General features: G+C 66.2%; 11 protein-coding genes. 10 read left to right on the top strand and 1 reads right to left on the bottom strand.

Going from position 1 to position 17,434, the window contains the following annotated elements; translation table 11 throughout:
• Positions 1-172: 172 nt before the first annotated feature.
• Genes Pflav_RS35985 through Pflav_RS35970 form a run of 4 tightly spaced genes read left to right on the top strand, consistent with a single transcriptional unit; the run spans position 173 to position 3,564 of the window.
• The gene (locus tag Pflav_RS35985; protein ID WP_173041140.1) at positions 173-910 is read left to right on the top strand and encodes a deoxynucleoside kinase; all 738 of its coding nucleotides are present in this window, start codon (positions 173-175) and stop codon (positions 908-910) included.
• The gene (locus tag Pflav_RS35980; RefSeq protein ID WP_232072304.1) at positions 907-1,977 is read left to right on the top strand and encodes a zinc-binding dehydrogenase; all 1,071 of its coding nucleotides are present in this window, start codon (positions 907-909) and stop codon (positions 1,975-1,977) included. The genes Pflav_RS35985 and Pflav_RS35980 overlap by 4 nt, the downstream gene beginning before the upstream one ends.
• Positions 1,967-3,106: a DegT/DnrJ/EryC1/StrS family aminotransferase gene (locus Pflav_RS35975; RefSeq protein ID WP_173041139.1), complete on the top strand. Its 1,140-nt coding sequence runs from the start codon at positions 1,967-1,969 to the stop codon at positions 3,104-3,106. Before Pflav_RS35980 ends, Pflav_RS35975 begins: the two co-directional genes overlap by 11 nt.
• Positions 3,103-3,564 (top strand): NUDIX hydrolase, encoded by a 462-nt coding sequence (locus tag Pflav_RS35970; RefSeq protein WP_232072302.1) that lies wholly within the window; start codon positions 3,103-3,105, stop codon positions 3,562-3,564. Before Pflav_RS35975 ends, Pflav_RS35970 begins: the two co-directional genes overlap by 4 nt.
• An 83-nt stretch (positions 3,565-3,647) precedes the next feature.
• On the opposite strand, the gene Pflav_RS35965 is transcribed toward Pflav_RS35970, so the two are convergent.
• Positions 3,648-4,046 (bottom strand): type I restriction-modification enzyme R subunit C-terminal domain-containing protein, encoded by a 399-nt coding sequence (locus Pflav_RS35965; RefSeq protein WP_173041137.1) that lies wholly within the window; start codon positions 4,044-4,046, stop codon positions 3,648-3,650.
• Positions 4,047-4,232: 186 nt separating this feature from the next.
• On the opposite strand from Pflav_RS35965, the gene Pflav_RS35960 reads away from it, so the two are divergent.
• From Pflav_RS35960 to Pflav_RS35935, 6 genes are read left to right on the top strand one after another with little or no spacing between them, the layout of a single operon-like run.
• Positions 4,233-7,685 (top strand): sacsin N-terminal ATP-binding-like domain-containing protein, encoded by a 3,453-nt coding sequence (locus Pflav_RS35960; protein ID WP_173041136.1) that lies wholly within the window; start codon positions 4,233-4,235, stop codon positions 7,683-7,685.
• Between the two features lie 5 nt (positions 7,686-7,690).
• Positions 7,691-8,887, top strand: coding sequence for a DEAD/DEAH box helicase (locus tag Pflav_RS35955; RefSeq protein WP_173041135.1), 1,197 nt, complete (start codon positions 7,691-7,693; stop codon positions 8,885-8,887).
• Positions 8,884-10,467: a nuclease-related domain-containing DEAD/DEAH box helicase gene (locus Pflav_RS35950; protein WP_173041134.1), complete on the top strand. Its 1,584-nt coding sequence runs from the start codon at positions 8,884-8,886 to the stop codon at positions 10,465-10,467. The genes Pflav_RS35955 and Pflav_RS35950 overlap by 4 nt, the downstream gene beginning before the upstream one ends.
• Positions 10,467-13,604: a helicase-related protein gene (locus tag Pflav_RS35945; protein ID WP_173041133.1), complete on the top strand. Its 3,138-nt coding sequence runs from the start codon at positions 10,467-10,469 to the stop codon at positions 13,602-13,604. Before Pflav_RS35950 ends, Pflav_RS35945 begins: the two co-directional genes overlap by 1 nt.
• Before the next feature lie 19 nt (positions 13,605-13,623).
• A complete protein-coding gene (gene drmB, locus Pflav_RS35940) occupies positions 13,624-15,435 on the top strand; it encodes a DUF1998 domain-containing protein (protein ID WP_232072300.1) in 1,812 nt (603 codons plus the stop codon).
• Positions 15,432-17,387: a DEAD/DEAH box helicase gene (locus Pflav_RS35935; protein WP_173041131.1), complete on the top strand. Its 1,956-nt coding sequence runs from the start codon at positions 15,432-15,434 to the stop codon at positions 17,385-17,387. The genes drmB and Pflav_RS35935 overlap by 4 nt, the downstream gene beginning before the upstream one ends.
• Positions 17,388-17,434: the final 47 nt, after the last annotated feature.

The following is a 17,434-nucleotide window of genomic DNA, read 5'->3' as shown; positions in this document are numbered from 1 at the left end:
ATCGAGCCATCCTGGCCACCCCACGCATGCTCGACGCCATCCACGACTACTACGCCATCAACACCCCAGCAGCGCGCCGGGCATCCGACCACCTACCCATCGGCGTGCGCTACGACCCCGCCGCGCCCTAACTCGGGACGGGAGCTACACAAGGCAAGATAGGAGCGGCCATATGTCCTATGTGGATTCGATGGTTAGCGAGGGCTTGAGGTTGGTACCCCACCCCAGAAACGGTGCGGCCAACCCGGTGGGGGCGGGCAGATCACCGTTCTTCGTCGCGGTGGAAGGACCGACCGGTGTCGGCAAGACCACGTTGGTCAGCCGACTCTCCGAGCTGGTCTCCGCAAAGCCGTTCTTCGATCCGTTTGAGGCCAACCCGTTCCTGCCACGCTTGTACGCCGCTGCGACTTCAGAGGAGGCGAGCAGGCATGGTCTGCTGACCGAGTTGACTTTCGTCGCGTTGCGGGTGGTCCAGCTCCGCGAGATCCGCTCACACCTCGCGGCCGGAGGCTCGATACTTGCCGACTGGTCGATGGTGAAGACCACCGCGTTTGCCGCGGCCACGCTTGAGCCGGCCGATCAAGAACGGGTGGCGCGCACGTGCGCGTTGTGGGCCAGCGACCTCCCCACACCCGACTTGCTGATCCATCTGCGCGCCGACCCCGTGACGTTGGCATCCCGCGTTGCGGGGCGGGGACGGCAGATGGAACGCGACCTGACCGAGGAGTACTTCGCGGCGCTTTCGGCAGCGTTCGACGCGGTGTTGCCCGGCTGCGGCACGCCGGTCCTGGCCGTGGACGCTGCGGGTCTCGACGTCTTCGACGACGCCGTGGTCGCGCAACTGGCAGATCACGTATTTGAGGCATTGGACAGCAGAGGAGAACGGCTGTGGTCAGCGCAGAACCAGTGACTCAGGCACCGTCCCTGGACCGCGGCGCCGCCTGCCGGCGGCTGCTATTCGCCGGGCCTGGCCGGGTGGAGGTCATCGAAGAACGGCTGCCAGCGCTGGGCGCGGATGAGGTGTACGCGCGCACGGTGCTGTCCGGTGTCAGCCACGGCACCGAGATGGCCTGGCTGCGGGGCGAGGCAGCAGCGCAGCACCGTACCTGGGATGCCGATCGGCGGGTGTACCTGGACGGCGCGGGGCGGGACTATCCGGTCGCGCCCGGATACGAGACGGTCGCCAAGGTGGCCGAGATCGGCTCGAACGTTACCGACGTGAAGGTCGGGGACGCGGTGTATCTGGACCGGCCACACGCGGACGGGCACATCGTCGCCAGCAACGTTGCCCGTGCCGGGCTGGTGCCGGCAGATGTGCCGGTCGAATGGGCGGTGTTCTGGCCACTGGCCCGGGTGGCCCTCGGCGGCGTGCACGACGCGGCGATCCAACTCGGCGACACAGTCGTCGCCACCGGCCTCGGCACGGTCGGCCTGTTGACCGTCCAGTTCGTACAGCGAGCAGGGGCGGCAAAGGTCATCGGGGTTGACCAGCATCCGCTGCGCTTGCAGACCGCCCTGTCCCTGGGCGCGTACGCGGTCGACGCGAGAACTACCGATGTCGCGGCCGAGGTTCGGCGTATCGCTGGGCCTGCCGGCGCGGACGCGGCGATCGAGGCGTCCGGCTCCTACCGCGGCCTGCACGAGGCGATCCGCTCCCTCGCCCCCGGCGGGCGCGTGGCCACCGTGGCGTCATACCACGGCGAGCAGCCCGGGCTCCGGCTCGGCGAGGAGTACCACCGCAACCGGATCACCCTGATCTCGTCCATGACGGTCAACGGCTGCGCCCACCGCCAGCACCCCCTGTGGGACCTGGACCGGCTCAACCGGACCGCCCGCGACCTGGTCAGCTCCGGCGCGCTCCACGTGGATGGCCTGATCACGCACCGGGTGCCGTTCAGCTCGGCAGGTGACGCCTACGCACTCATCCGCGACAACCCACAGGACACGATCAAGGTGGTGCTGACCTATGACAACTGACCTGCACGAGCCGGCCGCCTTCGACGCCACGCACCCGGTCAATGACCGGTACACGCCGGTCGAGTCAGCCGAACTGGCCGCGCTCGCCGAGCTATTCGACGGCGGAACGCTCTCCGGCGGCGCGCCAGAGGTCGAAGCCTACGAGAACGCGCTGCGTGACTTCTTCGATGTCGGCTACGCCGTCGCGGTCAACTCGGGCAGCTCCGCCCTGCCTACCGCGCTGGTCGCGCTCGGAATAGGTCCGGGAACGGAGGTGATCGTGCCGGCCGTGGCGCCGATCCCCACCGCGATGCCGATCCTGACCTGCGGAGCCACCCCGGTCATCGTGGACGTGCTCCCTGGGTCACTGGCACTCGACCCCGACGATGTAAGCGGGATACTCACCGCACGCACCAAAGCGGCCATCACGGTTCCGCTATGGGGCTACCCGACCGACGACACCGACGCCCGAGCACTGCTCACCGACGCGGGCGTGCCGGTGGTCGAGGACGCCGCCCAGGCCCACGGCACTATCACCGGCGGCCGGTACGCCGGCACCACTGGCACGATCGGCTGCTTTTCCACCCACGACCGGAAGCTGCTGTCCACAGGCGAGGGCGGATTCGTGCTCACCGATCGGGCCGATCTATACGAACGGATCGAGCACTACACCCGGCTCGGGCACCTGCGCGGCAATACCCACGGCGTGAACTACAAGCTCGCCGGCCCGCTCGCCGCGATCGGTCTACTCCGCCTCGCCCGCCTACCCGAACAGCTCGCCACCCGCCACGCCAACGCCCACCAGATCCTGGACCAGCTACCCGAAGGCGGACGGCTTACCGAGCTGACCTACCCGAACGGAGACCAGCCGAACTACTACAACCTGGTGCTGACCACCGACGGGCCCGGCACGCAGGTCGCACACCGGTTCGCCGACGCCGGCCTCCCGCCAGACTCGATCCGCTACGGCTACCGGCCGCTCTACCAGCAGCCCTTATTCGCCCCGTACGCCAGGCCGTGCCCCAACGCCGAACACCTCGCCACGACCACGATCCAGCTCCCGGTACACCCAGGACTGCACGCTGCCGCACTAAGGTGGATCGCCGAATGCGTCGCCGCCATCGCCCAGCGCGAAAGCGAGTCACCGTGACCGAGATCCGGCACTTCACGGCCTCCGCCGTCGTCTTCGACTACGCCGACCGGGTACTCCTGGTACACCACAATAAGATCGGCCTCTGGCTGTACCCCGGCGGGCACGTCGACCCCAACGAAGACCCAGCCCAAGCCGCAGTCCGAGAGGTCCGCGAGGAAGCCGGCATCGACGTAGAAATCATCACGGAGGAACCGTTCCGGCACCCGGCAGTGGGGTCCGTCGCGTCACCGTTCACGATCATCACGATGCCCGTGACTGATCGGAAGGTCGGCGCACACGAGCACATCGACATGGTCTACGTCTGCCGGGCGCTGACGACCGAGGTCACCCATCAAGCCGAGGAGGTCGGCGGCTGCACCTGGGTCGCCGTCGCCGACATCGCCGCGCTCGCCACACCACCGGAACTGCCCTCGCTGATCGCCGAGGCAGCCGTGTTCGCCCGCACACACGCCTAGCTCCTCAAGCCGTCCGCAACCGCGCCGACTACGCGAGCCCGATGGTGTGCTCTCATCCGATGCGGATGGCTGCACGGCAGCACTCACTTCGCCGGCGACCTACTGTGCTCAGACTGCATCCGCGACAGGTACGGCTGTCGACCGCACGTCACGAAGCATCGCGACGATCGCGTCCACATCCTCCTCGGGGAACAGGTCTTCCGGCCCGCCGCTGACCACGCGCTGAAGGGGGCTTCGTAGAGCTGGCTGGCGTTGACGAGGCCGTTCCGGGCGAGGAAGTCGGTGAGCAGGTTGAGGAAGTGTAGCTGGCTGGCGTTCAGGTTTGCGCCCCGCTGGAACCGGTCGAGGGCGGCGCTGGCTGCCTCGCGGTCAATACCGGTGATCGACCGGAGGTAGAGGCCGAGGCCCTCGTATTCGTTGGGAACCAGCTCGACATCTAGGCACGTCCGGACGATATGGCCTCGGTCGTTCGCAGTGGACAATGAGCCATGTGACGGAATCACCGTCTTTGGGTTGCTTCTTGAGCATCGTCACCATCGATAGCCTCATGAGCTACTAGTCGATGCAAAATAGGACTGCTGGAAATGCTGGGCGATTGTGGCGCAGGACTACGATGAAACCTTCAGACACTTCTCTTGCAGCGGTCCTCTCGGCCCGGGAGAGTGGCAATGAGTGAGGACCGGAGATGGGGACAGTCCGATCCCGCTCTTGTGCATTGGATCGAGGACCATCGGCGGCGGGTTCTTGAGGCATACCGGGCCAACCCCCTGCTGGTCGCAGAGCACGCCAACCAGGAAGACAGCTATCGAACCGGCGGGTATGCGGAGCGGCAGCTGCTGGAACTGGTCCAGAACGCCGCAGATGCGCTGCATCGCAGCGGCGTACGGGGACGCGTCGAACTGCGTTTGACGGACGACACGCTGTACTGCGCCAACGAAGGCGAGCCTTTCACGCAGGCCGGTCTCGAGGCCGTTAGCCACGCCTTCCTGAGTCCGAAGCGCGGCGAAGAGATCGGCCGGTTCGGTCTAGGTTTCAAGTCCGTCCTCGGGGTAAGCCACCACCCCGCCGTCTTCAGTAGGTCGGTCTGCTTCCACTTCGACGCCGAAAGGTCACGGCTTGACCTCCTTGCCGTCGCGCCGGACGCCCGGCGGTTCCCCGTCCTGCGCCTTCCATCGCTCGTCGACATCGACTACGAGATGAAGACGGACGAGATCCTGCGGGAGCTTGCCTCCTGGGCGCAGACGGTGGTCCGCCTTCCGCTGTCGAACGACCGCCCGCGTCTCGAGCAGGAGCTGCGCGACTTCCCGCGCGAGTTTCTACTGTTCGTGCCGAACGTGTCCGCCCTACGCCTGACGATCGACGGAGACACCGACTCACGGTTCGAGATCGAGCACAGATGCGTGGAGCAGCCGTCCGGCGATCTGCGTCTCGAGGGTGAGGCCGATCAGCAAGCCGACTGGCGGGTGTGGCACCGTACCTACCGTCCCTCGGACGAGGCATTGGCCGAGGTCAGCGAGGCGATTCGACGCGAGGAGATTCGAGTTTCGTACGCCGTTCCGTTGGCCGACTCGCAGCAACTCGGCCGCTTCTGGGCCTACTTCCCGCTGGCGGATGAGACGTCTGCACGCGGCATCCTGAACGCGCCATGGAGGGTCAACGACGACCGCACGAACCTGCTCACCGGAGTCTTCAACAAGGAGCTTTGCGAGGTCGCCGCAGAGTTGATCGTTGCCGGAGTGACCACGCTTGCGACGCGCGATGACCCTGCCAGACACTTCGACTACCTCCCTGCGCGGGGGCGGGAGGCCCACAATCACGCCGATCGGTACCTGACCGATCGAGTCCCGCGCATAGCCGCACAGACGCGGTGCGTTCCGGACGCCGAAGGGCAGCTACAACCCCCGACAAGCCTGCGTGTGCCTCACTTCGATCTGCGTCTCGAGCCGGCCACGCATCGCGCATGGCACGCGGCTCCCGGCCGACCGACGCATGTGCCGCATTGGTCGTGCTACCAAACACCGACACGCCGAGCACGCCTGCGCTCGCTCGTACGGGTCGAGGACAACAGAGCCTCAGAGTCTGAGGTTGGCGCCGCCGGATGGCTCGAAATGGTGGTGCCGAACGGCACCGACGAGCAGTGCTGGTCAGCACTGCAGATCGTGGCGACCGTTCGGGACGACCTGACCCGGCAGGACATGCTGGCCGCCCGCGTCCTGCCGGACAGCTCAGGCGATCTGCAGCGACTCGACCGCACAGACGACGTCTTCCTGCGAGGCGATGTCCTGAGTTCCACCGCTGGCCTCAGCTTGGTCCGCGCGTCGTTCTTGGACGGCCACGATACAGAGGACGCCTTGCGGAGCCTCGGGTTCCGGAATGTGGAGCCAGCACTGCAGCTCAGGAAGCTCCTGCAGAAGGTGGACCGGGGCTGGGGTGACCACGCATGGACCGCATTCTGGAAGCTCGTCGACGACGTTTCCGTGGGGGAAGCACAGAGCTTGCTCGAGAACCACGTCACCCTCGGCCGTCGCCTCTGTGTTCGTTGCATGGACAAGTCCTGGCACACCGTAGGGAACGTCGTCATCCCTGAGGTCGTCGAGCCCCGCAGCGCCTCGCTTACGGTGGACACCGAGTTTCACAAATTGCATACGGCACTTCTTCGTGCGGTAGGCGTGGTCGCTCGACCGGCTGTTGCCCACGCCACGCTGCACGACCCCACATACTTGGAGTACCTGCGTATCGTGCGAGACCTGTATCTGCGCGATATGCCGCCTCGCGGCCGTCCCGACCTCGAGCTGCTTCACTTCGACGCTGCTGAGGCCGTTGGACCGCTGCATCTGCTTCGACGCTTTGCGGATACCCAGGACCCTGCGTCGAGGCAGGCATGGACGCATGCGCTTCTCGAGGCGGAGGCACCGGAGCGGGTTCGGCTGGGACATTCCAACCGTCGCCTTTTCCCGTTCGTCCGAGAGGTACGGGCGCCTCACCTCTGGGCCGCGAGCACGTACGGTCTGTTGGCCACGGATTGGGGGTCGCGCCCAGCGAAGGAGGCCCTTGGTAGAGCACTCATCGAGTACTCCCCCCTGCTCCCGGTCGCACAGTGCGCAGCGGCCGAGAAGCTTGCCCTGCCGAAGACGCTCGATGCTGTGCCGACCAGCGTCTGGCGCGAGTTCATGACCCGTGTACCTGTCCAAGCCGACGCGTGGCGGCTCGGACAACTGCTGACCGCTGCCGCACGCTCCCTTCTCGAGGAGACCCCCGCGCAGATACCAGCATTGTCCGGAACGTCAGGAGTGCTGGCGGCGCCAGAAGAAGTTCTCCTTGTGCATGCGGAGGAGGAACTTCGAGCCTTGTCGGGACGGCGCTTGCCGTACGTCGCCGTGGACAACCCCGAGGCTGCACAACTGCTCATCGACAATTGGGGTTGCCGGGAAGCTTCCGCGCAACTCAGGGTCGAGATCGTTCCGGAGACGCCGGGAGGGCCGGTGATCCTCCTCGACCGGTTCCGAGGGCTCCGCCCCCTTGCTAGCGGGCGCCTAGACGGGCTCGAGCTCGTGGAGTGTCAAGGCTTGGCGAGGGAGGTGACGGCCACAGGCGGCATCGACCGGGAACCCGTCGACCTCGCGCAAGACGGGAATACTGTCTACTACCTGGCGAGCCTCGAGGACGAGGACCTCTTGGTTCGACTCGCCGAGGAGTTCCAACTCCAGCTCTCCAACCCCAGCATCACACGCATTCTCAGCGACGCGCAGGATGAGCAGATCAAGTCACGCATCGCGACATGCCGCGTCGAGCGTGATCCTGCCAAGAAACTCCTGAGGCTTGTCGACACGCGCACCATCGAGTCGAAGTTGCCCGCCGGCCTGCTCCAGGCCGTTCGACGCATCGGAGAGGACGGAGGCGACCACCAACTGGCGGAGCTCTTGCTCCATGTACATGGGTATGACGTGCTGCGCGAGCTCCGCCACGAACTGGAGGAAGCCGGGTTCCCTGTACCGACCCAATGGGCAGGTTCTCCACCGGCGGTCAGCTTCGTCCGGCAACTCGGCTTTCCCGCCGAGTACGCAGGGGAGCGAGGGCAGCAGTTGGAAGCCGACCTCACCGTTCCCGGGCCCCCGACTTGAATCGCTTGCACCCCTACCAGGAGAAACTGGCTCAAGACATTCGGGAGCTCATCAAGCATCCGAACCGTGCGCTGCTGTTCCTGCCGACGGGCGCTGGGAAGACCCGCGTCACCGTTCAAGCCTTGGTGCACGCCTTCGTCGAGGACGGCCTGACCGGACCGCTGTTGTGGATCGCGCAGCGGGAGGAGCTCTGTGAACAGGCGGTCCAGACGTGGAGCGCGGTCTGGAGGCAATTCGGAGATCGCAGGCCGCTCCGGCTGTGCCGGCTCTGGAGCCGGAACGAGGTCGCATCCAGCGACGACGAGGTTATGGTGGTGATCGCGACGAACGCCAAGCTCGACGTCTGCCGGGACAAGGACGACTACGAATGGCTGAGCGATCCGTCCGTGGTCGTCATCGACGAGGCCCATGAGGCGACCGGCAAGGATTACACGGCCACCTTGAGATGGCTCGGCCTCGACTCGCGCAAGACCACTCGTCCGCTCCTCGGCCTGACGGCCACCCCGTTCAAGGGCACAGGCGAAGAAGCGAACAAACGACTCGCGGCGCGCTTCAACAACCGCTTGCTGGACGCCCTGGGAGATGACCCGTACGGCATCTTGCAAGCTCAAGGCGTCCTGTCGCGGGTCGAGCACCGTGTCCTTGACGGTGCGAACGTGGAACTCGACGCGACCGAAACCGAGTATGCGCGCAAGACCGGCCAGCTGCCACAGGGTGCGTTGGACCGGCTGGGCAGAGACGAAGCCCGGACACTGCGGCTGCTGGACGACATCGCCTCGTTGCGCGACGACTGGCCCGTGCTTGTCTTCACCTCATCCGTGCTGTCGGCACAGGTGCTCGCCGCACTGCTGCGGGTGCGCGGCATCGACACGGCAGCCGTGAGCGGCGCGACCCGGATCCAGGAGCGACGTCGCAGCATCGAGGCCTTCCGCGCAGGCAGCATCAGGGTCTTGACCAACTGCAACGTGCTCACCCAGGGCTTCGACGCGCCAAGCGTTCGGGCCCTGTACATCGCCCGGCCGACGTTCAGCCCGAACGCTTATCTGCAGATGGTCGGTCGAGGCTTGCGTGGGCCGGCGAACGGCGGCAAAAAGGAGTGCTTGATCGTCAACGTCGAAGACACCTTCGGGCAGTTCGGCGAACGCCTGGCATACCAGAAGTTCGACTATCTTTGGGAGCGGCAGGGGAGTCGACTCAGGTGAGGTTGATTCCCAACCTCGACCGGCTCGCCGGTATCGGAAGCACCGCCGAGCTCCGCGTCGGCAAGCTGCTCGCACAGGCCGAGCTGCCGGAGCCGGCAACGTGTCTCTACTCGGTGCATCTACCTGTACATGAGTACAAGCGGATGTCGGAGGTAGACTTCCTGGTCGTATGGGACGACGCGGTCCTGGTCGTCGAGGTCAAGGGCGGTCGGCTGGGCCGACACGGCGGAATGTGGACCGTGACTGACCGCTACGGCGAGATGACCGAGAAACGCGAGGGCCCGTTCGAGCAGGCACGCTCCGCGATGTTCGCACTCGAATCGCGGCTGCAGGGCCGGCTTCCCGCCCTGGACGTCGCATTCGGGTACCTCGTCGTGACGCCCGACCAGGAACTCGGTGACGATTTCGAGTGGGAACCCCAGCAGCACGCCGGTGTCCGTTCGATGAGCGTGACGGGCATTGAGAAAGCCCTCGAGGAAACGCGCCGATTCTGGAAGAAGAAGGTTGGTCGACCCGTCCGCGGAGGAGCGTACCGCGACCTGCTGAGAGTGCTCCGGCCCGATTTCGACCGCGTCCCGACCCTCCGAACCAGCGTCGTCGGCCTCGAGAACGAGTACGTCCGGCTGGCCGATCGCCAGTACGACTTGTTGCTGGGCGCCGAGCGCAACCCACGGATCCTTTGCATCGGCGGAGCCGGTTCGGGCAAGACCCTGTTGGCCGCCGAAACGGCCCGGCGTGCCGCGCGGCAAGGCCATCGCGTCATGCTCACCTGTCGCTCCGAACCGCTTGTAACGGCGCTCAGGGACCAGCTCCGCGGTACGGACGTCATGTTCGTCCCGTTCGACGCAGCACTCGACAGCGACCCTGTGGACGTACTCGTCGTCGACGAGGCGCAGGACATCCTGAACGTCGAGTCCCTGCTGCAACTGGACGCCCTGATTGTCGGCGGCTGGTCATCAGGACGATGGCGCGCGTTCTGCGACCCCAACAATCAGGCGAACGTGGACGGGACGTTCGACCGTGGGTGCTTCGACGAGTTGGCGGCGCTCTCATCGGTGGTCGAACTGCCGTTCAACTGCCGGAACACCGCGACCGTCGTTCACCAGACGCAGACAGTCACAGCCGCGGACCTCGGGGTCGCCCGCGCCGGCGAAGGACCGCCGGTGGAGTACAAGCGCTGTCCAGACAGGAGCGCAGCCGCACTCGCGCTCGACGCCCAACTAAAGCGGTTGCGGAGAGAAGACGTCGACATGGCCGACGTCGCCGTCGTGACCATGTGCGACCAGGCATCCGACAGTACGGCGACGGCTACCAAGGCCTACAGGGACGGACGACTCGTTGCAGCCGCCGGAGGCATCGGCCCGGCAGTGAGCGCCGCACGGCTCGTCACCGCCGCGGAAATCAAGGGACTGGAAGCCGCTCACGTCTGCGTGGTGGACGTGGACGACACTCACGATCCCCTGTCCAAAGCACGACTGTACGTGGCAATGACCCGACCACGGATCAGCCTCTGGCTGGCGGTTTCGGATCGAGCTTGGCGACAGATTGCAGAGGGGCCGGCCCCAGGAGGACCGAACTGATGCAGGACCACGAGCTGGTTGCGACCAGAGACGACCTGGTGCACTACCTACGACAGCAGTACCTCGGGCCCGCGGGCGGTGAGGAGGAGGTCGTCCAGGGCTGGCCCGATCGCATCTACCTCGTCGGCACCCTCTATCCCCGGGGCGGTTCGGCAGAAGCGCTCGACGGCAGCGTTCTGGGCGACGCCCCACACGACGACGAATTGGACGAGCCCGTCGAGCTCGCCAACGCCTGGCACCCCGCCTCAGCAGGAGTCTCGTTCCTGTGCGATGCCGTCGCCTTAGAGTGCACGGTCACAGCAGCGGTCTACGAAGCGGAAAGATCTACGGGCGGGATCGACACGGATCGCTGGCGGCGGCGACAGCTAGTGCAGGCGCCGGTCACCTTCTCGGCCAGCGATGGTCAACAGCAGGTTCAGAGACACGACGTCCTGGAGAACCGTGCCCGACTCGTGGCGGTATGGAGACCTGCCGGCGACCGGTGGCTCGTGACCGTCGCGTTGGAGAATCTCGCGATACAGGACGAGGCGGACTCCCCGCCTGCCACCGATCGTTGCCTCTTCCAGGTCGGCGTCCGGTGTGAGGCCATCGGAGGAAGCATCCTGCCCTACCCCACCAGCGAGGAGCTCAGCGCCGAGGAGGAAGACGAGGAACTCCGCCTGCTCTATCGCGAGCGCCGCGCGTACGGCGTCGGCCACGGGTGCTCGGTGACCTGGGAGTCGGGCTCCGACAGCTCCGTCACCGCCGTATCGACGGACATGCTCCCGGCTACCATCGTCCCCGCTGTCAGGGCCAAAGGGCTGAATCTGCCGATCCTCAGCCTGGCGCGTCTGGCCGACGAGACCTTGCCGGTCGAACTGCTCTGCGCCGAACTGGACGAATTCGTCCTCGCCTATGAGGAGTGGATCGGCGAACGTGGGACGGAGGCGAAAAGCCTCGAGGAACGACACCAGCCGGCCGCCGATCGCTTGCTAAGACGGATGCAGCGCGCGGCCGACCGAATGAGGGAGGGCATCGACCTGCTGGGCGACGACAACGACGGACGCCCGTTGCTCGCCTTCAGGCTCGCAAACTTCGCCATGCGCGAGCAGATGCTGCAGAGCAGCCACGCGAGGAGGTTGCCGGGCAGTCGGGGTGCTCCGCTGGCGGCACGACAGCTTCCCGTCGAAGAACCTGCCTGGCACCCGTTCCAGCTCGGGTTTCAGCTGTTGTCGCTTGCGTCGACGGCCCTGGACACGCACCACGACCGCGAGACGGTCGACTTGATCTGGTTCCCCACCGGTGGGGGTAAAACCGAGGCGTACCTCGGCCTCGCCGCATTCGAGATGATCCGACGCCGCCTGTACGGCGGCATCCGCGGCGGCGGAACCGCGGTCCTCACGCGGTACACCCTGCGGCTGCTGACCGCCCAGCAGTTCCAACGCGCCGCGACGCTGATGTGTGCCTTGGAGCAGCTGCGCGAGAGGAGGTCGGAACTTCGGGACACACCGCCGTTCAGCATCGGCCTCTGGGTCGGGGGCGAAACCACGCCCAACAGCTTTCAGGACGCCCACCAGGCCACGACGGAACTCAGGAAGGCACAAGAACCGGAGAGCCCTTTCCAGATCCAGTCCTGTCCCTGGTGTGGCACCCCACTTTTCCCGCGCAATCGACAGCACGACGCCGGCGCATACGGTGTGCGGTCGAACAAGCACAGCTTCGAACTGTTCTGCCCGCACGACGAGTGCCCTTTCCACGACCTGCTCCCCGTGAGTGTCGTCGACGAGCAGATGTTTCAGGATCCCCCGACACTGCTCGTCGCGACGGTGGACAAGCTGGCACGGCTTCCCTGGGTGAAGGACGCGGGGTCGCTGTTCGGCCTCGACAGCGTGCCCTACGACCCGCCCAGTCTGGTGATTCAAGACGAGTTGCATCTGCTGTCCGGACCGTTGGGCACCACGGTCGCGCTCTATGAATCCGCCGTCCAGAGCTTGATCGGATGGCAGGGATCGCGACCCAAGATCGTGGCGTCCACCGCGACGATCCGGGCGGCGAATGATCAGGTGCGTGGCCTCTTCGGTTCCGACGTGGCGCTCTTCCCGCCGAGCGGCCTCACCGCCGACAACAGCTTCTTTGCAGAGACGGATCACGACGCTCCGGGCAGGCTCTACGTCGGTCTCATGCCCCAGGCACACACACAGGCCTTCGCCACCGTCCTCACCTGCGTCGGACTGCTGCAGGGGCCCCGCTATCTCGGTCTGGAGGGTGATGCGCTGGACGCGTACTGGACCGTCGTGGCCTACCACAACAGCCTGCGTGAACTCGGCCGCACCGTCACCATCGCCCGGGACGACGTCGAGAGCATGCTTCGCGCCCGGGACAGCGAGGACCGCCCGTCGCGCAGCCTGCGTCGGGGCGGGATCGTGGAGCTGACGAGCAACGTGCACGCCAATCAGCTCCCCAAGCTCCTGGCGCGGCTCGAACGACCGGTCCAGCACCCCGAGGCCGTCGACCTCATCGCGACGACCAACATGCTGTCGGTCGGTATCGACATCAGCCGGCTCGGGATGATGTTGATGAACGGACAACCCAAGACCACATCCGAGTACATCCAGGCGACAAGCCGTGTCGGACGGGCAAACGTGCCCGGACTAGTGGTGACGTTGCTGCGAGCGAGCAAGCCTCGTGACCGTTCTCACTACGAGGCGTTCCGCGCATACCACCAGGCGCTCTATCGCCACGTAGAGCCGACGAGCGTCACCCCTTGGTCACTCGCCTCGCGCAACAGGTCCCTTCGGGCGGCGCTCGTTCTCCTCGTCAGGCACGGCGTGGGTCTACGCGGCAATGACGAAGCCGGTGATTTCCGGGCCGATGACCCACTCGCGAAGGCAGCCATGGCAAAGCTCTGCGCGGTCGCACGCAAGGCCGATCCCGATGAGGCCGAGCAGGCCGAGGCCGAGGTGCATCGACTCGTCGGCGAATGGGAACACCGCAGCCGGCAAGCCGAGTCACTTGGCGAGCGGCTGAAGTACGAGTCGAAGGACGGCCCGGCGCTGCTCAAAGACTTTGGGGAGCAGCGGGACGGATGGGAGCTGATGCACTCGATGCGATCGGTCGACCGGCAGGTCCGCGTGGTGGCCGTGGGGGAGTCGCTGTGAACAAGGGGGCGGGTCCAACATGAGGACCGTCAGACTCAGCCAAGTGGTCTCCCCGTTCGGGGTGGGCTCCGTCTTCGACGTCTTGGGAGAGTCCCTGATGGGCGTCGACATCAGCGAATGGCCCTACGCCAAGACCAGAAGGGTCGAGTCACGGCGGCTGGAAGAGGCTCTCGGCGTCAAGGAGCTGCGCTCGCCACCCAGCGTCCCCTCCTACCCGTCCAAGCACACGCCCGGGATTCCCTACCAACGATTTCCACGTTGGATCTTCTGCCAGGAGTGTCGACGCATGCGCTTCGCCCGTGGCCATGAGGAGATCGGCGAGGCGCCGAAATGCGCACATTGCGGTGGGCACATGGTGCCCATGCGGTTCATCGCGGTCTGTGCACGACGCGGACATGCCATGGACGTTCCCTGGGACCGGTGGGCGCATTCGCAGGCGGACACCGAGGATCAGCGGCGGTGCCGCCGACCTGAGCTACGCTTCGACACAAGAAGCGGCGGGTCCGAAGGACTGTCCAGCCTGGTGGTCCATTGCATGACCTGCCGGGCGTCCCGGCACCTCGGCGAATTGCCGAGCCGGGACTCCCTGAAGCGAATCGGCGTGCGATGCTCCGGATCCCAACCATGGCAACAGGGCAGCTTCTCGTGCGACGAACGGCTCGAGGTACTCCAGCGCGGAGCCACCAACGTCACACTTCCGGAAACGACCACCGCGCTGGACATCCCTGAGCCATCCGTTTCCACCCGCAACGTCGAGGCCGAGATCCGGCAGCACCGCAACTTCGACGACGTTCGTACTGCTCCCGATGGGCCGCGCGCTTCGATACTGATCGGCCTGATCGCGGAGGACCTCGGCGTGACCGAGGACCTCGTGTTGCGGGTCGCTCGTGGCGTCGCCGATGGTGGTGGCGACGCCGGGGCGGACGCCCGCCGAATCGGAGCAGGGCTGCTGAACGACGAGTGGCAGGCCTTCATGCAGGCCACAGCCGCACGCGGAGAACCGACCGGAAGCCCGAACTTCGTCGTGTCCTCCACCCAGCTCGTAGTCGGTGGTGGCGATCGCGTGCACAGCTTGCTCGCCGACACGGTCCGGGATGTCGTGTTGGTCCACCGCCTACGGGAGGTCCGGGTCCTGCACGGGTACCGCCGATACGATCTTGCTGCGGACGTGGTTCCTGTCCACCTCGGACGTCGCGGTCGCGCGCGTTGGCTGCCGGCGGTCGAGTCGTTCGGCGAGGGGATCTTCCTCTCCCTCGCCGAGCAGCGGTTGAGCTCATGGGAGCAGAATGACACCGTTGTGGCCCGTGCGAAGATCCTGGAGCGGCGCCGGCGCGACAGCCACATCGGATCACGGTTCGTCGAGGTGTCACCCAGGTCCGTGCTTCTGCACACCCTCGCGCACCTGTTGATCCGGCGGTTGGCCTTCTCCTGCGGCTATTCGGCGGCGTCCCTCCGTGAACGCGTCTACTCCGCCGTCGGCCCGGATCCGGAAGCCGGGTTTCTGATCTATACGGCCGCTGGCGATGCTGAAGGTACCCTCGGTGGACTTGTGCGACAGGGCGAGCCGCCCCGCCTTGCGCAGACGCTGCTGTCAGCACTCGAAGAAGCGTCCTGGTGCTCCGCAGACCCTGTGTGCCGAGAGAGCCGAGGGCAGGGATTGGGCAGCTTGAACCTCGCTGGCTGCCACGGCTGCTGCTTGGTCGCCGAAACGTCCTGCGAGCGTTCGAACGTACTGCTCGACCGCGTGCTGGTGGTCGGCGACGACACGACTCCGGGACTTTTCGGCGATGTCGTCGACGCGCTTCGTACCGCGTCGGCGGAGCGGATATGAGCACGCCGGAAAACCCTTCGAAGGGCGACTGCCGAGACGGCGAGCCGGACGGGTCGGTGTACCGCCTGGCCGATCCACGACGCGTGGAGCTGGCACCCTGGCAGATCGAGGCCGTAGACACATGGGCTGGCGCGCACCGGCAGGCGTCCGCCTACCGCGGAACGTTGGAGATCTTTACAGGCGGAGGCAAATCCCTCATCGCCCTGGAGTGCATCCGCCGGGCAGCCCTGGTCGAACCGGAACTTCGTGTGGCCATCGTGGTGCCGACGGTCGCTCTCGCCCGCCAATGGCGCGACGTGGTGCTGCGCCACACGAGGTTGGAACCGCAGGATGTGGGTCGCCTCGACGGCGATCACAAGGACGAACTGCAATCAAAAAGGATCTTGATCAGCGTTCTAAACACAGCAGCAGAACGGCTCCCCGACCTGGCGACCGCTGCTGTGGCCCCGATCATGCTCGTCGTCGACGAGTGTCACCGCGCAGGCGCGCCTCGATTCAGCCGTGTGTTGGGCACGAAAGGGCGTTTCCGGCTGGGCCTCAGCGCAACTGCTGAGCGTGACGATGTCGACGACGACGGGCGGCCGATCGAGTACGACGATCACGTCCTCGGTGAGAAACTCGGTCCGTTGGTCTACCGCTTCGACCTCCGGGCGGCCCGGGAGGTCGGATGGCTCCCGGACTACACGGTGCACCACCACGCGGTGGAGCTGACGTCGGAGGAGCGCCGCCGTTACGAACATCTGACCAGACGTATCGACGACCTGGTGGACCGGCTGAACGACCTGGGCGTCCCGGGCGCTCTGGCACGTCAGGCGACCGGACGGCCAGGCGACATAGGCGCGCTGGCACGCACCTACGTGGGCATGGTGGCCCAGCGGAAGGACCTGCTGTATCGCGCGAGCGAACGCGCGCGTGTCGTGACGAAGATATTGAGCGGTCTCGCCCGGCGGGCCGACACGCCCCGCGCATTGTTGTTCCACGAACGCATCGACGAGGCGGTCGAGTTGCATCACCGCTTGACCCAGGTCGGTCTGGGGTTCCCTGTCGGCCTCGAGCACTCGCGGCTGCCCGAGGCCGACCGCCGGGAGGCTCTCGCACGCTTCGCCGGAGGCTCGACGCCCGTCCTAGTCAGTGTCAAGTCGCTGATCGAGGGCATCGACGTGCCCGACGCCGACGTCGGCATCTCTGTGGCCTCCTCTTCCAGCGTCAGGCAGCGAGTCCAGGCCCTTGGTCGAGTTTTGCGACGGCGATTCGACGGAGTCAGCAAGAACGCCGAGATGCACATCGTCTACCTCCACGACACCGTCGACGAGGCCATCTACGCCAAGGAGGACTGGTCCGACCTGACAGGCGAGGCCGTCAACCGGTACCGGCTATGGCGGGCCGGTGCCACGGAGCCGGAGGACCGCGAAGGACCACCCAGGACGCCGAGACCGACGGAGGACCAGTTCTGGCAGAGCCTCGGCCGGACCTTGCCCTCGGAGCCCGTGCCATGGACACCCGATCTGCCGGCTTCGGAATGGCGCCTTGATTCCCGCGGCTCCGTCACGACGGTCACCGGCGAGCTAGTGGCCAACCCGCAGGACGTCGCTCGGCTGGTCGCCGCAGTCAAAGGCGGCGGCGGACGGTTCCGCGTTTCGAGTCGCCACCGACTCGTCGTGGTTCCTGATTTCGACGGCGGTGCGATGCGAGCCTGGCTGGTCGGACAGCTCGTCGAGCCGTTCAAGCCCGTACCGGCGGCGGACGTCGATACGCCAAGTGTTGCACCGGCTGATGCGCCCGAACCTGGCGTTCTGTACAGCGGTCCCAACGACCGGGGGGCGGCAGTTACCACCTCAGACAGAAGTCGGGAGGTGTCATCGAGCGACGAGTCGCCGGCGGCCGCGAGTGGGCGGTGGTCGACCCGTCTGATGGTCCGGCAGATCTGGTCGACAACGCCGTTCGTGTGCTGAACGCGTGGCGCCACACGGGCGAAAGCGGTCTGCAATTCCACGTCAAC

This window comes from Phytohabitans flavus, from assembly GCF_011764545.1.
Classification (GTDB): Bacteria; Actinomycetota; Actinomycetes; order Mycobacteriales; family Micromonosporaceae; genus Phytohabitans; species Phytohabitans flavus.
The sequence above is the reverse complement of the archived record's forward strand: the minus strand, read 5'-3'. Positions and strand labels throughout refer to the sequence as shown.